The organism is Herbiconiux daphne (genome assembly GCF_024979295.1).
In the GTDB taxonomy this organism is placed as follows: domain Bacteria; phylum Actinomycetota; class Actinomycetes; order Actinomycetales; family Microbacteriaceae; genus Herbiconiux; species Herbiconiux daphnes.
On sequence record NZ_JANLCJ010000002.1, the window covers coordinates 40,761 to 54,841 of the forward strand.

Genomic DNA, 14,081 nt, shown 5'->3' on the forward strand with positions numbered 1-14,081 from the left:
CATGAAGCGCATCAACTACGCCGGCCGGTCGTTCGTCGTCTCGGATGCCGGCGCGCTCGAGATGATGAGACACGCGACGGAGTTCCTGCGCATCCTCGGGTCGGAGTCGACGGGCGATTCGGATGTCGCGGCCGCGGTCTCGCAGGCCACGGCCGCGGTCACCATCAGCGAGCTTGACGGAACGCCGGTCGAGGTGCCGGCGACGCCCTGGGGCCACGTCTCGGTGCGGGCGCACGCATTCGGGGCGTCGGAGGAGTCGGACGATCTGGACGAGCAGGACCCGCTGGGCTGAAATCTGTCGGTGGGCGATACCGGACTCGAACCGATGACCTCTTCCGTGTGAAGGAAGCGCGCTACCAACTGCGCCAATCGCCCTGAACAGTTATCGATAGTACTGGATGCCGAGGGGTGCTGGTGAACACGACCGGCCGCGACACGCGAGGCCGGGAGCGATTTGGCTATCCCCGAACGAATCGGCTAGTGTCTAATCCGCACGCAGAAATGCGAGCGAAATGCGGATGTGGCGCAGTGGTAGCGCATCACCTTGCCAAGGTGAGGGTCGCGAGTTCGAATCTCGTCATCCGCTCGAGTGAAGTTACTCGTTTGTGGGAACCCACCCGGTTCCCATTGCACGAACTGGGTGGCGTGGCCGAGAGGCGAGGCAGCGGCCTGCAAAGCCGTCCACACGGGTTCAAATCCCGTCGCCACCTCCACTCGGCAGCAACACCACCGCGGAGTTCTACTCCACTGGGCGATTGGCGCAGCGGTAGCGCGCTTCCCTGACACGGAAGAGGTCACTGGTTCGATCCCAGTATCGCCCACCACGACAGCCCCGGCTCGCCGGGGTTTTTTCGCATCTAGCGACAGATCCATGCGCTGGGCGTAGCTCGCACCATTCAGCGAGGCGCCAGTACGAGCGACGAGCTTCGCTTTCTGCTCGTCGGGCGCGGCGATCGCCCAGGACGTCGGCGGTGTCTGGCACAATGTCACCATCCCTGGGAAGGAAGCTAAGGTGTCGTTTCCGATTCCGCTTGCGTCGAAGATGAGCGGTGCGAGCATCAGCCAACTCGCCCATTGGCGCAAGACTGACGTGCTCGTTCCTGAAATCGAAAGCGCAAAGCCGCCGTACCTCTACTCGTTCCGAGATATCGTCGCCCTTCGCACGTTCGCGTGGCTTCGAGGCGATCATTCGCTGCAGTTGATCCGCAAGTCCCTCGATACGCTCCGCGAACTCGACATGGTCAGCCATCCCTCGTCGTACAAGCTCGTCAAGCTCGGTAACAGCATCGGCGTGCACGCTGAGGACGACCGAGCGATCGACATCGCCCGGAACCCCGGACAAGTCACGATCGGATCGCTGGCGGACGTGTTCGCAGAATTCGAGACAATCAGGAACCGTCGTGTCGACTCGTTGCGCCATCCTCGGCGTGGTGTCGAAGTCGATCCGAACCGGCTCGGCGGGTGGCCGACCATCATTGGCACCCGTATCCCATTCGATCTGGTCGCTGAATTGCTGAGCGACGGATCGGTGACGCCTGAGCAAATCGGAAGCTTCTATCCAAGCGTGTCTGCCGAAGCAGCCCGCGATGCGCTCGACTACATGCGTTCCATCGAGAGTCACACTGCGTGAAGGTCTACCTCGATGAAAACTTGCCGCCATTCGTCGCCACACCGCTTGCGATGGTCTATCAAGAGCACACGTTTGCGACGTTCGACGATGAAAAACTAGGTGGAATGCACGATATCCCCTTGTTGCGCACCCTGCGGGAAAGAGGATACGACGCGATCGTCACGCGCGATCGTGCTCAGTTGCGGGATCCAGACGAGCGCCGCGCAGTGAGGGACTCGGGCCTGAGGTGGATCGGAGTCGCAGATAAGCGCCTCAGGGGACTGGAGCAGATCACGATCACGGTGTCGACCCTCATCGCAGGGATGCGATTTGTGTTTGCTCACGAACCCGCCGGCCCGACCAGTTACGCCCTTCACAATGTGCCGCACACGGAAACTCAGCGGGTGCGAGTGCGTTCCATCGTGGCCTAGCACGGTGTCGCCGTAGGACACGATGTCGAACCCGACCGTGGCGGCGATCGACGTGTCCGCGCCCGTGTAGGTCACGGAGTAGTTCACGATCTCGTAGTGCGACCCGGTGGGCGCCGTCTCGTTGAAGCTGTTCGCGACCACAGTCGCGTTGCCGTCGGTGGTGTACGAGTTCACGACCACGGTCCAGTCGCTGGGGGTCAGAAGTCGATGCGCACCACGGCTCGACGGGGGGTGGGGCGGGTGATCTCGGTGAAGCCGGCGGCCTCGAAGATGGTGAGGCTGCCGACGTAGAGCTCGCCCCAGGTGATCTCCTGGCCCGGGCGCACCACCATGGGGTAGCCCTCGAGTGCCCGGGCGCCGCGACTGCGCGCGAAGTCCACCGTGGCGGCGGCGAGCGCCCGGCTGACGCCCTGACGGCGAAAGCCGGTGCGCACGACGAAACAGGTGACGGCCCAGGTGGAGTCGTCGGCTCGGTCCTCGTCGCGACCGGCCCAGGGAACGCGCATCCGCAGGAGGCGCTGGTAGGCGGTGCGGGGTTCGACCGCGCACCAGCCGGCGGGCTCGTCGTCGCGGTAGGCGATCAGGCCGCTGGTGGTGGGAGAGTGCGGGTGCCCGCATCCGCTCTGTTCGCGCAGGTTCGCCGCGCGCTCTTCGACCGGCACGGCCTGCCAGTCGCGATCGCGGTGCTTGAACCACTGGCAGCGGCAGGCGGCCGGCGTGCCGCGCGTGCCGAACACCGCCTCGAGGTCGGCCACCGAGGCCTCGTTGGCGGGCACCACCCGGATGCCGGTCACAGCGAGGTCGCCCACGAATCCTCCCCAGGTGCTGCTCGGCGATGCGGGTCGATTCCCAGTATCCGCCTCTAGCGTGGGCGCATGAGTGATTCAGGCGCAGCCAGAAAGCCGTCGATCCCGGGTCGCACCCGTGCGCTCATCCGCAAGAACTCCACGGTCGACCGTGTCTACCGCACCGGTGTCGGCGTGGTGGGCGGCGGAACGGTCGCTCTCGGGGTCGTGATGATTCCGCTGCCCGGGCCCGGGGCGCTCATCGCCGTGGGCGGGCTCGCGCTGCTCGGCACCGAGTTCGAGGGGGCGAAACGGGTCAGCACCAAGGCGAACGCCGCCGCCAAGAAGGCCTACGCCAAGGCCAAAGAGGTGCGCGCCGACCGCAAAGCGCGGAAGGCCACCGAGGCCCCGCGCTGAGCCGAGCCTGGCGCCGGTAGAGTTGACGGGTTGATCAGCGATACCGAGGGAGCACTACCAGCGTGGCGACAGGATTCGAACTCTTCACCGACAGGTCCGTGGTGGCCATGCGCGTCAACGGAGAGCTGAAAGACCTGGCCACGACCGTCACCGACACCGACACGGTCGAGCCCGTGACCATCGACAGCCCCGACGGCCTGGCCATCCTGCGCCACTCCGCCGCGCACGTGGCCGCTCAGGCCGTGCAGCAGATCAACCCCGAGGCGAAGCTCGGCATCGGGCCGCCCATCACCGATGGCTTCTACTACGACTTCGACGTCGCCGAGCCGTTCACGCCCGACGACCTCAAGGCCATCGAGAAGGGCATGGAGCGCATCATCCGTCAGGGCCAGCGTTTCGTGCGCCGGGTCGTGACCGAAGACGAAGCGCGCGAAGAGCTCAAGAACGAGCCCTACAAGCTCGAGCTGATCGGCCTGAAGGGCTCCGCCGACGGCGATGCCGCCCTCGACGACGACAACGAGTCGGTCGAGGTGGGCGGTGCCGAGCTCACGATCTACGACAACGTCGACCCCAAGACCGGCGAGACCCTCTGGAAAGACCTCTGCCGCGGCCCGCACCTGCCGTCGACCCGCCTCATCGGCAACGGCTTCGCGCTCACCCGCCTCGCCGCCGCCTACTGGCGCGGCTCGGAGAAGAACAAGCAGCTCCAGCGTGTCTACGGCACCGCGTGGCCGGGCAAAGACGACCTGCGCGCCTACCAGACCCGTCTCGAAGAGGCCGCGAAGCGCGACCACCGCAAGCTCGGCGCCGAGATGGACCTCTTCTCGTTCCCCGACGAGATCGGCTCAGGCCTCGCGGTCTTCCACCCCAAGGGCGGCATCATCCGCTCCGAGATCGAGAACTACCTGCGCGAGCAGCTCATCGCCAACGACTACGAGCTCGTCAACACCCCGCACATCACCAAGAAGCACCTCTACGAGATCAGCCAGCACCTCACCTGGTACAAGGAGGGCATGTTCCCCCCGATGCACCTCGACGAGGAGCAGGATGCCGACGGCAACATCACGAAGCAGGGCCAGGACTACTACCTGAAGCCCATGAACTGCCCCATGCACAACCTCGTCTTCCGCGCCCGCGGCCGCAGCTACCGTGAGCTGCCGCTGCGCCTGGCCGAGTTCGGCACCGTCTACCGCTACGAGAAGAGCGGCACCCTCTCGGGCCTCACCCGCGTGCGCGGCCTCACCCAAGACGACGCCCACATCTACGTGACCCCGGGCGAGGTGCGCGAGGAGCTCACCCGCCAGATCGACTTCATGCTCGAGGTGCTGCGCGGCTACGGGCTCGACGACTTCTACCTCGAGCTCTCCACCCGCGACCCCGAGAAGTCGGTGGGCACCGACGAGATGTGGGAGGAGGCGACCGAGACCCTTCGAGAGGTCGCCGTGGCATCCGGTCTCGAACTCGTGCCCGACCCCGGGGGAGCCGCGTTCTACGGTCCGAAGATCTCGGTGCAGGCCCGTGACGCGATCGGCCGCACCTGGCAGCTCTCCACCATCCAGCTCGACTTCAACCAGCCCGAGTTGTTCGAGCTGGAGTACACGGCCGCCGACGGCAGCCGCCAGCAGCCCGTGATGATCCACCGCGCCCTGCTCGGCTCGATCGAGCGCTTCTTCGCCATCCTGCTCGAGCACTACGCCGGAGCGTTCCCGGTGTGGCTCGCGCCGGTGCAGGTCGTCGCCATCCCGATCTCCGACGACCACGCCGACTACCTGGCCGAGGTGGTGCGGCGGCTGAAGCGCCGCGGCATCCGGGCTCAGCTCGACGACTCGGCCGACCGCATGCAGAAGAAGATCCGCACCCACACCAAAGACAAGGTGCCTGTTCTGCTCATCGCGGGCGACGACGACACGGCGGCGGGCTCGGTGAGCTTCCGGTTCCGCGACGGTTCGCAGGAGAACGGCGTGCCGACCGACGACGCCATCGACCGCATCGTGAAAAGCGTCGAGCAGCACCTGCAGGTGACGACGCAGGGTCAGCTCTGATGAGCGACGAGAGCACTGAGGCGAGCCGGGGCGAGAGCCCGAGCGGCGGCGGCGGCCGGCACGGTGGCGCCTACAGCCCTCGCGAGTTCGACGAGGTGCCGATCGAGAACGCCGCCGACTTCGCCGCGGTTCCGGATGCCTTCCAGCGGCTCTGGACGCCACACCGGATGGTCTACATCCAGGGCGGCGAGCAGCCGCACATCGACGAGTGCCCGTTCGACCGCGCCCCGACGCTGAGCGACGAAGAGGGCCTGATCGTGGCCCGGGGCGAGCACGCCTACGTGCTGCTCAACCTCTTTCCCTACAACTCCGGCCATCTGCTCGTCTGCCCCTTCCGGCACGTGGCCACCTACGACCTGGCCACGCCCGAGGAGGTCGCCGAGATCGGCAGCCTCACCCAGACCGCCATGCGGGTGCTCACCGCCGTGTCGCGCTGCGACGGCTTCAACATCGGCATGAACCAGGGCCGGGTCGCGGGCGCCGGTGTCGCCGGGCACCTGCATCAGCACATCGTGCCGCGCTGGGCCCTCGACTCGAACTTCTTCCCGATCATCGCCGGCACCAAAGCGCTGCCGCAGCTGCTCGGCGACGTGCGGGCCGAACTGCAGGCCGCCTGGCCGGCCGCGCCCGCCGTTTAGACGCGGCAGAGAACGGCCGTCGAGAACGGCCGTAGACCCGCACGAGGCCACCGACCCCCCGGTGGCGCGCGAGGCTCCCGGCGCCGCGCGATAGAATCCTTGTGTTTCTGAGAGGACATGATGAGCGAGAGCACCACACACGAGTTCGGATCCAACCGCGTCAAGCGCGGTCTGGCGGAGATGCTGAAGGGCGGCGTCATCATGGACGTCGTGACGGCCGAACAGGCCCGCATCGCCGAGGATGCCGGCGCCGTCGCCGTCATGGCCCTCGAGCGTGTTCCCGCCGACATCCGTTCGCAGGGCGGCGTCGCGCGCATGAGCGACCCCGACCTCATCGAGGCCATCATCGCCGAGGTGTCCATCCCCGTCATGGCGAAGGCCCGCATCGGCCACTTCGTCGAGGCCCAGGTGCTGCAGGCCCTCAACGTCGATTACATCGACGAGAGCGAGGTGCTGAGCCCGGCCGACTACGTGAACCACATCGACAAGTGGGACTACACCGTCCCCTTCGTCTGCGGAGCCACCAACCTCGGCGAGGCGCTGCGCCGCATCAACGAGGGTGCCGCGATGATCCGGTCGAAGGGCGAGGCCGGCACCGGCGACGTCTCCGAGGCCACGAAGCACATCCGCAAGATCAAGAGCGAGATCGCGGCCCTGTCGTCGATGTCGAAAGACGAGCTGTATGTCGCGGCCAAAGAGCTGCAGGCGCCCTACGACCTCGTGGTCGAGGTGGCCGAGACCGGCAAGCTGCCGGTCGTTCTCTTCACCGCGGGCGGCGTGGCCACCCCGGCGGATGCCGCGATGATGATGCAGCTCGGCGCCGACGGCGTGTTCGTGGGCTCGGGCATCTTCAAGTCGGGCAACCCCGCCCAGCGCGCGGCCGCCGTGGTGAAGGCGACGACGTTCTACGACGACCCGTCGGTGATCGCCGAGGTCTCGCGCGGTCTGGGTGAGGCGATGGTGGGCATCAACGTCGCCGACCTCGCAGCACCGCACCGGCTCGCCGAACGTGGCTGGTAGCCGGGAGGGCTACGGGGCAGACGCCGCCGACACGCCGCTCGACGGCCCGGTGGGCGTGCTCGCCCTGCAGGGCGACTTCCGTGAGCACGTCAACGTGCTCACCACCCTCGGGGCCGACGCCGTGCTCGTGCGGCGACCCGACGAGGTCGCGGCCATCTCCGGTCTCGTCATCCCGGGCGGTGAGTCGAGCGTCATGGACAAGCTCTCGCGCGCGTTCGGCGTGGCCGACGCGCTCAAGCAGCGCATCGCGGGCGGCATGCCGGTCTACGGCACCTGCGCCGGGCTCATCATGCTCGCCGACCGCATCGTCGACGGCATCCGGGGCCAGCAGAGCCTCGGCGGCCTGGATGTCGCCGTGCGACGCAACGCCTTCGGCGCCCAGACCGAGTCGTTCGAGGCCGACCTCGACGTGCCGGTGCTCGGCGAGCCACCGATGCACGCCGTGTTCATCCGGGCCCCCGTGGTGGCCGAGCTCGGCGATCGCGCCACGGCGCTCGCGACCCTCGAGAACGGCACCGTGGTGGCGGTCGAGCAGGGCAACCTCATCGGCACGTCGTTCCACCCCGAGATGACCGCCGACTACCGCTTCCACCAGTACTTCCTCGACAAGATCGTCGCGCGTTCCTCCGGCCTGTGATCCCGGCCTCCGCCGCGCCGTCGCGTAGACTTGTCATCGATTCCTGAAGGAGATTTTCGTGTCCGGACACTCTAAATGGGCCACGACCAAGCACAAGAAGGCGATCATCGACTCGCGCCGTGCCAAGTCGTTCGCCAAGCTGATCAAGAACATCGAGGTCGCCGCCAAGATCGGCGGTGCCGACCTGTCGGGCAACCCGACCCTCGTCGACGCGGTGCAGAAGGCGAAGAAGACCTCGGTGCCGAACGACAACATCGACCGCGCCATCAAGCGCGGCGCCGGTCTCACCGGTGAGTCGATCGACTACCAGACCATCATGTACGAGGGCTACGGCCCGAACGGCGTCGCGCTGCTGATCGAGTGCCTCACCGACAACAAGAACCGCGCCGCCGCCGATGTGCGCACCGCCATGACCCGCAACGGCGGCACCATGGCCGACCCGGGCAGCGTGGCCTACAACTTCAGCCGCAAGGGCGTCATCACCGTGGCGCACGCCGACGGTCTCTCCGAAGACGACGTGCTCGTGGCCGTGCTCGACGCGGGGGCCGAGGAGGTCACCGACCGCGCCGAGTCGTTCGAGGTGCTCACCGAGCCCTCGCAGATGGTCGCCGCGCGCGCTGCACTGCAGGATGCCGGCATCGACTACGACTCGGCCGACGTCGAGTTCGTGGCCAGCCTGCAGGTCGAGGCCGACGCCGAGACCGCGCGCAAGGTGTTCCGCCTGATCGACGCGCTCGAAGACTCCGACGACGTGCAGAACGTCTACACCAACATCGACATCACGCCCGAGGTGCAGGCCGAGCTCGAAGAAGACTGATCCACCGCGGCCGGCGCCTGGAGCCGGCAGCGGAGCACCGGACGTGAAGCGCGAGCAGAGGGGGAGCGGATGCGGGTTCTCGGCATCGATCCCGGGCTGACGCGCTGCGGCATCGGCGTCGTCGACGTGTCGTCGACCCGAACTCCGGTTCTCGTGCATGTCTCGGTGATCACGACGAGTCCCGACCTGCCGCTCGAAGAGCGGCTGCTGCTCGTGGCGCGCGGCATCGAGGCGGTGCTCGACGAGCACCGGCCCGACAGTGTCGCCGTGGAGCGCGTCTTCGCCCAGCACAACGTGCGCACGGTGATGGGCACCGCCCAGGTCAGCGGCGTCGCGCTCCTCGCCGCCGCCCGGCGGTCGCTGCCGGTGGGCCTGCACACGCCCTCCGAGGTGAAGGCGGCCATCACCGGTTACGGCCAGGCCGACAAGAAGCAGGTCGGCGCCATGGTGGCGAAGGTGCTGCGTCTGGCCGCCGTTCCGAAGCCGGCCGACGCGGCCGACGCCCTCGCTCTGGCCATCTGCCACGCCTGGCGGGTTCCGCTCGGCAGCGCGGTGACCGGCGCGACGAGCGGATCGACCCGGCCGCGCGCATCCGTCGACCCCTCGCAGCTCACGCCCGCTCAGCTGGCGTGGCGCGCCGCGGAGCAAGGCGCGGTCGCCGCCCGCCCGGCGCATAAGCTGGCCCGATGATCTCTGCTCTGCGCGGCACCGTTCTCTCCGTGTCGGGGGGCACCGCCGTGATCGACGTCGGGGGAGTCGGCTTCTCGGTGAGCGTCACGCCCCGGCACGCCCTCACCATGCGGGTGGGCGGCGAGACGACGGTGCTCACCTCGCTCATCGTGCGCGAAGACAGCCTGGCCCTGTTCGGTTTCGCCGACCAGGAGTCGCTCGACGTGTTCAGTCTGCTCGTGGGCGTCACCGGCGTCGGCCCGAAGTCGGCGCTCGGCGTGCTGGCCGAACTGACCGCGGGCGACATCGCCCTCGCGGTCGCCCGTGACGACGACGCGGCCTTCCGCAAGGTCACCGGCATCGGGCCGAAGACGGCGAAGCTCATCGTGGTGTCGCTCGCCGGCAAGATCGCGGTGCGCCCGGTGGAGTCGCACGCCGAGGCTGTGGGGCCGTCGAAGGTGGTTCGGGTCAACGTCGAGCGCGCCCTGGTGGGTCTCGGCTGGCCCGAGCGCAACGCCGCGGCGGCCGTCGACGAGGTGCTCGAGACGGCGTCGGCGACGGATGCCGCGAACGTGCAGTCCCTGCTGCGGCTCGCCCTCGGCGTGCTCGGCCCGGCCAAGACGACGGGCGGTGACCGGTGAGCGACGCGTTCGACGGGGAGGCGCTGGTGAACCCCGAGGTCGAGTCCGAAGCCGAGGTGGCGTTCGAGGGCGCGCTGCGCCCCAAGTCGCTCGCGGAGTTCGTGGGGCAGCGCAAGGTGCGCGGTCAGCTGCAGCTGCTGCTGGATGCCGCGGCCATCCAGAACCGAACGCCCGACCACATCCTGCTCGCCGGCCCTCCTGGCCTCGGCAAGACCACGCTCGCGATGATCGTCGCCCACGAGAGCGAACGGCCGCTGCGGCTCACGAGCGGCCCCGCCATCCAGCACGCCGGCGACCTCGCCGCGGTGCTCTCGTCGCTCGTGCCGGGAGAGGTGCTGTTCATCGACGAGATCCACCGCATGGCGCGGTCGGCCGAAGAGATGCTCTACCTCGCGATGGAGGACTTCCGCATCGACATCATGGTGGGCAAGGGCGCCGGGGCGACCTCCATCCCGCTCGACCTCGCGCCGTTCACGCTCGTGGGCGCCACCACCCGCTCGGGCCTGCTGCCGAACCCGCTGCGCGACCGCTTCGGCTTCACCGCCCACCTCGAGTTCTACGAGACCGGCGAGCTCGTGCGCGTGCTGCAACGCGCCGCACAGCTGCTCGGCGTGCCCATCGGCGACGAGGCCCTCGGCGAGATCGCGTCGCGGTCGCGGGGGACACCCCGCATCGCGAACCGCCTGCTGCGCCGGGTGCGCGACTACGCGCTGGTCGACGGCGGCGGGGCGACGCTCGAGGCGGTGCGCGCGGCGCTCGACCTCTACGACGTCGACGAACTGGGCCTCGACCGGCTCGACCGTGCCGTGATGGGCATCATCCTCGAGCGCTTCGACGGCGGGCCGGTGGGGCTCAACACCCTCGCGGTGTCGGTGGGCGAAGAGGCCGAGACCATCGAGGCGGTCGTGGAGCCCTTCCTGGTGCGCATCGGCCTGCTCTCCCGCACCCCCAGGGGCCGCGTGGCCACCAAGGCGGGCTGGGCACACTTCGGAATGCCTCGGAATGCGAACGCGCTTTTCGGGGATGACCTATAATTCAAGCTGGTCTTCAGGACTCGTCTATAGGATGAAGCCTGGCAAACCCCCCACCCCACTTGGAAGGCGCCTTTTTTCATGGCCATCGATCCGTTAACAATCATCATGCTGGTCGTTCTGGCCGTGCTGGTGTTCTTCATGTTCCGCAACAGCCGCAAGCGCAAGGCGCAGGCGCTCGAACTGCAGAGCAAGGTGGCTGTGGGTGCCGAGGTCATGACGAACTTCGGCGTGTACGGCACCATCCTCGAGATGGACGACGAAGAGAACCAGGTTCTGCTCGAGACGACGCCCGGCACCGTGCTCCGAGTGCACCGCCAGACCGTCACGCGCGTCGTGACCCCGTCGCCCCTGGCTCCCACCGAGGAGTCGATCGACCACACCGACGACGCCGCTCCCGCCTACGGTGAGCGCATCGACGAGGTCGACGCTACGGCAGACGCCGCCATCGATCCCACCACCCCCAAGAGCGAGGCCACCCCTAAGACCGAGAAGCGGGGCGACGAGTAACCCTCGTCCCTTTTCGTCGACATCTACGCTCGTCGCGACGGCGCACGAGCGGCACAGAAAGCTGAGTAACTTAGGTGGCACAATCAACCGCGGTCAAGAAGGCGTGGAGAACGCTGATCTGGCTGGTCGTGGTCTTCGGAGTCCTGATCGGAACGATCGCGGGAGGCGTGCTCTGGAGCAACGCCACGTGGACTCCGAAGCTCGCCCTCGACCTCGAGGGTGGAACGCAGATCATCCTGACCCCGAAGCTCGAGTCGGGCGACCAGGTCTCGCAGGAGCAGCTCGACCAGGCCGTCTCGATCATCCGTCAGCGCGTCGACGCCAGCGGTGTCTCCGAGGCGGAGGTGACGACCCAGGGCGGCACGAACGTCGTGGTCTCGATTCCCGGCTCGCCCGATGACGAGACGCTGAACCGCATCGAGTCGTCGGCGAAACTCGACTTCCGTGCCGTGCTGCTGGCCGACGTGGCGGCCACCGCCACCACCGCCAGCCCGAGCCCCACGGTCGACCCCAACCTGTCGACGACGCCGACGGCCAGCCCCACCAACGCGAGCGACCTCGCCTGGGTGACCCCGGCGCTGCAGGCCCAGTTCGACAACTTCGACTGCAACTCCGAAGCGGCGGATGACGCGGGCCAGGCTCCGGCCGACCAGCCCCTCATCACCTGCGACGACAACGGCGTGAAATACCTGCTCGGGCCGGTGGAGATCGAAGGAGCCGACATCGCCGACGCCTCGAGCGGCATCGCGACCACGCAGAACGGCTCGTCGACCGGCCAGTGGGTCGTCGACATCTCGTTCAACGACGCCGGCACCAAGAAGTTCGCCGACGTCACCACCCGGCTCTACGGCCTCACCGGTGTGCAGAACCAGTTCGCCATCGTGCTCGACGGCCGCGTCATCACGGCGCCCACGACGGGCGGTGCGTTCACCGACGGCAAGGCCCAGATCTCGGGCTCGTTCACGCAGGAGTCGGCGAAGACGCTCGCCGACCAGCTGAAGTTCGGTGCGCTGCCGATCGGCTTCACCACCCAGTCGTCGGAGGCCATCTCGGCGACCCTCGGTTCGACCCAGCTGCTCTCGGGCCTCATCGCCGGTGCCATCGGCCTGCTGCTGGTCATCATCTACTCGCTCATCCAATACCGGGTGCTCGGCACGGTGACCATCGCCTCGCTCGTCGTGGCGGCGGCGCTCACCTACCTTCTCGTCACCCTGATGTCGTGGCGCATCGACTTCCGTCTCTCGCTCGCGGGGGTCGCCGGTCTGATCGTGGCCATCGGCATCACGGCCGACTCGTTCATCGTCTACTTCGAGCGAATACGCGACGAGTTGCGCGACGGCAAGGTGCTCACCTCGTCGGTCCAGGCGGGCTGGAAGCGCGCGATCCGCACGATCACCGCCTCCGACGCCGTGAACTTCCTCGCCGCAGCGGTGCTCTACGTGCTCGCGATCGGCAACGTGCGCGGGTTCGCGTTCACGCTCGGGCTCACCACGATCGTCGACATCATCGTGGTCGTGCTGTTCACGCATCCGTTGATGACGTTGCTGGCCGAGCTGCCGTTCTTCCGCGACGGCCACAAGGCGAGCGGGCTCGACCCGCGTGCCCTCGGAGCGGTCTACCGCGGCCGGGCCCAGTTCCGGGCTCCGGCGGCCGGTGTCACCGCGGCCAAGAGGGGCTCCTCGAGCCGCGAGGCCGTGAAGCGTCAGACCATCGCCGAGCGCAAGGCGGCCGAGCTGGCGGGCACCTCCGCCGGCATCACCGGGGGCTCGGCGGGCAAGCCGGGCACCGACTCCACCCGCCCGACCGATGAGGGGAAGAACTCCTGATGGCCAGCTTCTCCAAATTCGGAAACGACCTCTACTCGGGCAAGCGCTCGATCGACTTCGTGGGCCGTCGCCGGCTCTGGTATGCGATCTCGGCCGTGCTCGTGCTCATCGCCCTGGTCGGCCCGTGGCTGCGCGGCGGCTACGAGTTCGGCATCGAGTTCCGCGGCGGCTCGGAGTTCACCGTCTCGCAGGTCTCGAGCCTCGACCAGACCATCGCCACCGACACGGTCAACGAGGTCGCCCCGGGGTCGAACCCGCGGGTCAGCACGCTTGGGCAGGACTCCGTGCGGGTGCAGACCGACGAACTCGACAAGACCCAGACGGCGAGCGTGCAAGACGCGCTCGCCACGGCCTACGACGTGCCGGTCGACGACGTCACGACGTCGTTCATCGGGGCGACCTGGGGCGCCGACATCACGACCCAGGCCATCCGCGGTCTGGTGATCTTCCTCGTGCTGGTCGCGATCTTCATGGCGATCTACTTCCGCACCTGGAAGATGGCGGCCGCCGCGCTGATCGCCCTGTTGCACGACCTCATCATCACGGCCGGGGTCTACGGCCTCACGGGTCTCGAGATCACGCCGGCGGCGGTGATCGGTCTGCTGACGATCCTCGGCTACTCGCTCTACGACACGGTCGTGGTGTTCGACAAGATCCGCGAGAACACGTCGAACCTCGGCGAACGCGGCACGCAGACGTTCGGCGAGATGGTGAACCTCGCCATCAACCAGACGCTGGTGAGATCGATCAACACGTCGATCGTCGCGGCATTGCCCGTGGCATCCATTCTCATCATCGGGTCGTTCGTGCTGGGCGCGTCGACGCTGCGCGACATCTCGCTCGCGCTGCTGATCGGCATCATCGTGGGCACCTATTCCACGATCTTCGTGGCGGCGCCGCTGTACGTGCAGTTCCGTGAGAAGGAAGCGAAGATCGTCAAGCACGACGCGCGCGTGACGGCCGACCGCAAACGCGCCGCTCAGAGCTCGGTCTCCGCGTAGGCCGGCG

General features: G+C 67.8%; 16 protein-coding genes and 4 tRNA genes. 18 read left to right on the plus strand and 2 right to left on the minus strand.

What is annotated here, in order from left to right; genetic code table 11:
• Position 1: 1 nt before the first annotated feature.
• Complete coding sequence (locus tag N1032_RS05650; protein WP_259538035.1) at positions 2-292, plus strand: hypothetical protein; 291 nt, start codon at positions 2-4, stop codon at positions 290-292.
• Between the two features lie 10 nt (positions 293-302).
• On the opposite strand, the gene N1032_RS05655 is transcribed toward N1032_RS05650, so the two are convergent.
• Positions 303-375: transfer RNA gene (locus N1032_RS05655), tRNA-Val, on the minus strand.
• A 139-nt stretch (positions 376-514) separates the two neighbouring features.
• On the opposite strand from N1032_RS05655, the gene N1032_RS05660 reads away from it, so the two are divergent.
• The 5 genes from N1032_RS05660 to N1032_RS05680 all read left to right on the plus strand — a co-directional run bounded on the left by N1032_RS05660 (position 515) and on the right by N1032_RS05680 (position 2,040).
• A tRNA-Gly gene (locus N1032_RS05660) sits at positions 515-586 on the plus strand.
• Between the two features lie 53 nt (positions 587-639).
• Positions 640-713, plus strand: a tRNA-Cys gene (locus N1032_RS05665).
• Positions 714-749: 36 nt separating this feature from the next.
• Positions 750-824, plus strand: a tRNA-Val gene (locus N1032_RS05670).
• 188 nt (positions 825-1,012) lie between these two features.
• Entirely contained in the window at positions 1,013-1,630 is a 618-nt protein-coding gene (locus tag N1032_RS05675; RefSeq protein ID WP_259538036.1) for a DUF433 domain-containing protein, read from the plus strand.
• Entirely contained in the window at positions 1,627-2,040 is a 414-nt protein-coding gene (locus tag N1032_RS05680) for a PIN-like domain-containing protein (protein ID WP_259538037.1), read from the plus strand. The genes N1032_RS05675 and N1032_RS05680 overlap by 4 nt, the downstream gene beginning before the upstream one ends.
• A 197-nt stretch (positions 2,041-2,237) precedes the next feature.
• Here the strand turns inward: N1032_RS05680 and N1032_RS05685 are convergent, their stop codons facing one another.
• Positions 2,238-2,849 carry a GNAT family N-acetyltransferase gene (locus N1032_RS05685; RefSeq protein WP_259538038.1) on the minus strand — a complete coding sequence of 204 codons (612 nt, stop codon included), beginning with the start codon at positions 2,847-2,849 and terminating at the stop codon, positions 2,238-2,240.
• Positions 2,850-2,915: 66 nt separating this feature from the next.
• Here N1032_RS05685 and N1032_RS05690 point away from each other — a divergent pair, with 66 nt between their 5' ends.
• The 12 genes from N1032_RS05690 to secF all read left to right on the plus strand — a co-directional run bounded on the left by N1032_RS05690 (position 2,916) and on the right by secF (position 14,074).
• The gene (locus N1032_RS05690; RefSeq protein ID WP_259538039.1) at positions 2,916-3,242 is read left to right on the plus strand and encodes a PGPGW domain-containing protein; all 327 of its coding nucleotides are present in this window, start codon (positions 2,916-2,918) and stop codon (positions 3,240-3,242) included.
• Between the two features lie 62 nt (positions 3,243-3,304).
• The gene (thrS, locus tag N1032_RS05695; RefSeq protein WP_259538040.1) at positions 3,305-5,284 is read left to right on the plus strand and encodes a threonine--tRNA ligase; all 1,980 of its coding nucleotides are present in this window, start codon (positions 3,305-3,307) and stop codon (positions 5,282-5,284) included.
• Positions 5,284-5,922, plus strand: coding sequence for an HIT family protein (locus N1032_RS05700; RefSeq protein WP_259538041.1), 639 nt, complete (start codon positions 5,284-5,286; stop codon positions 5,920-5,922). The genes thrS and N1032_RS05700 overlap by 1 nt, the downstream gene beginning before the upstream one ends.
• 120 nt (positions 5,923-6,042) lie before the next feature.
• On the plus strand, positions 6,043-6,942 hold the full coding sequence (gene pdxS, locus N1032_RS05705) for a pyridoxal 5'-phosphate synthase lyase subunit PdxS (protein ID WP_259538654.1): 900 nt from the start codon (positions 6,043-6,045) through the stop codon (positions 6,940-6,942).
• Positions 6,932-7,579 carry a pyridoxal 5'-phosphate synthase glutaminase subunit PdxT gene (gene pdxT, locus N1032_RS05710; protein ID WP_259538042.1) on the plus strand — a complete coding sequence of 216 codons (648 nt, stop codon included), beginning with the start codon at positions 6,932-6,934 and terminating at the stop codon, positions 7,577-7,579. The genes pdxS and pdxT overlap by 11 nt, the downstream gene beginning before the upstream one ends.
• A gap of 58 nt (positions 7,580-7,637) precedes the next feature.
• Positions 7,638-8,396, plus strand: a complete 759-nt coding sequence (locus tag N1032_RS05715; RefSeq protein WP_259538043.1) for a YebC/PmpR family DNA-binding transcriptional regulator — start codon at positions 7,638-7,640, stop codon at positions 8,394-8,396.
• A 69-nt stretch (positions 8,397-8,465) separates the two neighbouring features.
• Positions 8,466-9,086, plus strand: coding sequence for a crossover junction endodeoxyribonuclease RuvC (gene ruvC, locus N1032_RS05720; RefSeq protein ID WP_259538044.1), 621 nt, complete (start codon positions 8,466-8,468; stop codon positions 9,084-9,086).
• Positions 9,083-9,706, plus strand: a complete 624-nt coding sequence (ruvA, locus tag N1032_RS05725; RefSeq protein WP_259538045.1) for a Holliday junction branch migration protein RuvA — start codon at positions 9,083-9,085, stop codon at positions 9,704-9,706. The genes ruvC and ruvA overlap by 4 nt, the downstream gene beginning before the upstream one ends.
• The gene (gene ruvB / locus N1032_RS05730) at positions 9,703-10,740 is read left to right on the plus strand and encodes a Holliday junction branch migration DNA helicase RuvB (RefSeq protein WP_259538046.1); all 1,038 of its coding nucleotides are present in this window, start codon (positions 9,703-9,705) and stop codon (positions 10,738-10,740) included. The genes ruvA and ruvB overlap by 4 nt, the downstream gene beginning before the upstream one ends.
• Positions 10,741-10,818: 78 nt before the next feature.
• Positions 10,819-11,247, plus strand: coding sequence for a preprotein translocase subunit YajC (gene yajC, locus N1032_RS05735; protein ID WP_259538048.1), 429 nt, complete (start codon positions 10,819-10,821; stop codon positions 11,245-11,247).
• Positions 11,248-11,321: 74 nt separating this feature from the next.
• A complete protein-coding gene (gene secD, locus N1032_RS05740; RefSeq protein ID WP_259538049.1) occupies positions 11,322-13,073 on the plus strand; it encodes a protein translocase subunit SecD in 1,752 nt (583 codons plus the stop codon).
• Positions 13,073-14,074 (plus strand): protein translocase subunit SecF, encoded by a 1,002-nt coding sequence (gene secF, locus N1032_RS05745; protein ID WP_259538050.1) that lies wholly within the window; start codon positions 13,073-13,075, stop codon positions 14,072-14,074. Before secD ends, secF begins: the two co-directional genes overlap by 1 nt.
• Positions 14,075-14,081 lie beyond the last annotated feature (7 nt).

What these genes read in the sequence shown, in the direction of transcription:
- N1032_RS05650 (WP_259538035.1), top strand. Translation starts at nt 2, where the DNA reads ATGAAGCGCATCAACTACGCCGGCCGGTCGTTCGTCGTCTCGGATGCC.
- N1032_RS05690 (WP_259538039.1), top strand. Translation starts at nt 2,916, where the DNA reads ATGAGTGATTCAGGCGCAGCCAGAAAGCCGTCGATCCCGGGTCGCACC.
- N1032_RS05700 (WP_259538041.1), top strand. Translation starts at nt 5,284, where the DNA reads ATGAGCGACGAGAGCACTGAGGCGAGCCGGGGCGAGAGCCCGAGCGGC.
- pdxS (WP_259538654.1), top strand. Translation starts at nt 6,043, where the DNA reads ATGAGCGAGAGCACCACACACGAGTTCGGATCCAACCGCGTCAAGCGC.
- ruvC (WP_259538044.1), top strand. Translation starts at nt 8,466, where the DNA reads ATGCGGGTTCTCGGCATCGATCCCGGGCTGACGCGCTGCGGCATCGGC.
- ruvA (WP_259538045.1), top strand. Translation starts at nt 9,083, where the DNA reads ATGATCTCTGCTCTGCGCGGCACCGTTCTCTCCGTGTCGGGGGGCACC.
- yajC (WP_259538048.1), top strand. Translation starts at nt 10,819, where the DNA reads ATGGCCATCGATCCGTTAACAATCATCATGCTGGTCGTTCTGGCCGTG.
- secF (WP_259538050.1), top strand. Translation starts at nt 13,073, where the DNA reads ATGGCCAGCTTCTCCAAATTCGGAAACGACCTCTACTCGGGCAAGCGC.